The sequence below is a fragment of the Pedobacter sp. 10L46_2 genome, assembly GCF_056395165.1.
Genome location: NZ_JBFTIZ010000232.1, coordinates 13,293 through 16,330 on the forward strand (window position 1 = coordinate 13,293; position 3,038 = coordinate 16,330).

The window sequence follows — 3,038 nt, forward strand, 5'->3', positions numbered from 1 at the left end:
CTCAGTATCTTTAAATTCAATTAAAAGTCTTGCCGCATCAACACCAACAGAATTATTTCCATTGGCAATTACCATCTCTAATAATTTAGCACCTTCCGTTTTAATTTGATATCTCGCTATCAAATTAACATATTCTGAGGTTCCCGATTTTGAATCGAGTAATTTCTTTAAGGCATTTAATGATGAAGGGGAATTTGCTACCTCTTTAGCATCCATTAAGCTAAGTATAATGGAAGACGTTGGCAGATTGGTGTTTTTATCAAGCATCGACAGTAAAGTCTTAGTTTTTTCAGGTGCAGCAATAAAGTCAAACGCACGGAAATACCTGAGTCTTTTATCTAAAGGGGTACTTTGATCGGAAGCTAATTTTTCAAGAAAGGGTAGGGCTAATGCCGTTCTCGATCGCCAGATGATATCTTTTCCTCCTGCGCTCGATAATGGATCTTTTGTTTCTTTTAAATATGCTGCTAAATAAGTATCCCATTGCTTATCTGCACCAATACCTAAGGCTTCCAGATACCACCTATCCGTTCCGTTGTGTTTCGTTGCCAGCTTAGCCCATAGTTCAGCTGCTTCGGCTGCCTTGTTATGTCTAAGGGTTATCGCACACTCCCTTAAAACCTCCGCATTGGTTTCATTGACCAATTGCCTTACATAATCAATTGGATTTAATTTCGTTTGTCTAACGGCTCTTAAAGCAGTAATACGGATGTCTGGGTTTTTATCATTAATGGCCTCGTCTAAATATTTCTTTGAATCAGATGATTTAGATAAAATCCATAATGCCCTGGCCCTCATCCGCTGATTGGCTGTTGAGTGCCATAATTTATTTAGTGCCGGGATGGCTTTTCTATCCATTGCAACCAAGGCCAGATAAGCATGTCTGCGGACTGCTAAATTCGGATTCTGTAACGCCTCAATGGCGCCTTTAGGCGTGTCGAAATTAAATTTAGGAACAACATACTTTGATGCCAGGGCCGAAGGAGCAACCCTATAAATGCGTCCGCGTTCAAGGTCACCAACTCTGTGGCCGCCAACTCCAGGATCATACCAGTCGGCAACTATTAATGAGCCATCAGGAGCGATACAAACATCTGCGGGCCTAAACCACTGATCTTTGTCATTACTTAATATATTAATGATCTCTGCTGAATAACCAGCTCCGTTTTTCTTTACGGGATATGATCTTACAACATTATGTCCGGGTTCCGAATGAATCATTTGGTTATGAAACTGAGTTGGTAATAATGAACCTTCGTAAATTAGTATTCCAGTAGGAGATCCTGAGCCTGTTTGCAAAAGGTTTGGAACCACACCTGGGTCATTTAAGTGCCAGTGACGTAGCGGAATAGAGTCTTCCATATTAATACGTTCTGAAGGCCAATATGCGCCCGTCATTTCATCCTTAAAACCAAAATTACCATGCTCCATTACATAGTTTATCCGAACACCTTTATTGCCATCATCGTCATTATCACTTTGCCACACCGTGCCGTAACTATCAACTGCAACCTCAAAAGGATTTCTAAAATTGTGTCCAATAACCTCCACGTTAGATCCATCCGGGTCGCATCTAAATACCATGCCTTCTTTATATTTTTTAGGACCAATTTCGTCACCATCCTGGTCAAGCACTGTCTTGTTGTTTTTATCCTTTAGCGTTTGCCCCATATTTCCAAAATTGAAATATAGCTTTCCATCCGGACCAAAAGTAAAAGTATGGATGCCATGATCATGCTGCTCGCCGCCAATTCCCTGAAACAGGATTTCTTTGCGATCTGCCTTATCATCACCATCATCATCATAAAAAACCCACACATAAGGGCTTTGCGAAACAATAACCCTGTTCCCCAGTACACATATACCTAATGGTGCATTAATTTCAGCACCCTGATAAAAAGTTTTGCTTGTTTCCAGATGCCCGTCGCCATCCTTATCCTCTAATATTAAGATCCTGTCGCCTTCTGGTTTGGGCTTATTATTGTTGATCTCAAACCTGTAATTATAGGCTTCAGTAACCCAAACCCGACCTTTTTCATCTACATCAATATTAGTTGGGTTTATTAATGTAGGCTCAGTTGCCATGGTTTGAACATGCAAGCCTGGAAATGTACGCAGTCCGGCCAGACTATTGCCGGGCAGGTGTTTTGCTGATTCTGTTAAAGGAGAATCAATTTGCACCTTTAATCCTGATCTCTGCTCACTAACAGCAGGAGTACATGTTTTTAAAAGCAATACAGGYTGAAATAGAACAAAAATAATCTTGGTAGCGAACAGTGAGGTTCTGGTAAAATTAATGGCCATTCTTTTACGGTTTAAAGCGATTTATTTTTCAAATATGAATTAACTTATTTAGATAGATCGCAGCATATTTGGTAAGCGAATTTATAAAAAAGATCTAATAAAGCAATCGATTGCTTTAATTTTATTTAGATAGCAGAATAGTGAAGATTTTAATAATAGAGGTAGGTAAGAAATGAATACTAAAGAAAAAAAGGCTGTATCATATTATGATACAGCCTTTTTTTCTTTGCAACGTCATCTCGATGCTAGGAGAGATCTCTTGGTTATTCCAATTTGCTTTGCAGCTATTTGATCAAGAGATCTCTCTCTTCGTTCGAGATGAAGATCGCTTTAAAAATTATCGCTTTAAATAGGCTTCACGGTTATCGATTTTAAAAGAGGTCTGTCTTTTACATCTTCACGAGCAGCCTTAACCACTATATAAACATCATGGAATTTACCATCTGTTACAGGGCTTATAGATACACCTGTCGAAGCAGAGCCTTGTTTTCCAATTACTTCACCATCTTTACCGCCCAATCTGATCTCAACACTGTAATCAGCATCTGCGTTAGCCAATCCAAAATTAAACGCGGCAACATTAGTCAAGTCGATACCTTTTAACTTAACCCAGCCAGTTTTTTCAGGGAATATCAACGATTGAACTCCATCAGCATCTTTGCGTCCGAAATCTGATATATCCTTAATATCATTAGCATATATAACATTGCTTCTTAAATTAATCACTTTAGTAT

General features: G+C 39.0%; 2 protein-coding genes. Both read right to left on the minus strand.

The features are described from left to right. On the minus strand, nucleotides 1-2,304 hold a 2,304-nt coding region (locus AC1DDX_RS20135), incomplete at its 3' end, for a PVC-type heme-binding CxxCH protein (protein WP_477622476.1). Between the two features lie 345 nt (nucleotides 2,305-2,649). After that, nucleotides 2,650-3,038, minus strand: a 389-nt coding sequence (locus AC1DDX_RS20140) for a carbohydrate-binding protein (RefSeq protein WP_477622477.1), incomplete at its 5' end; no start/stop codon positions are given.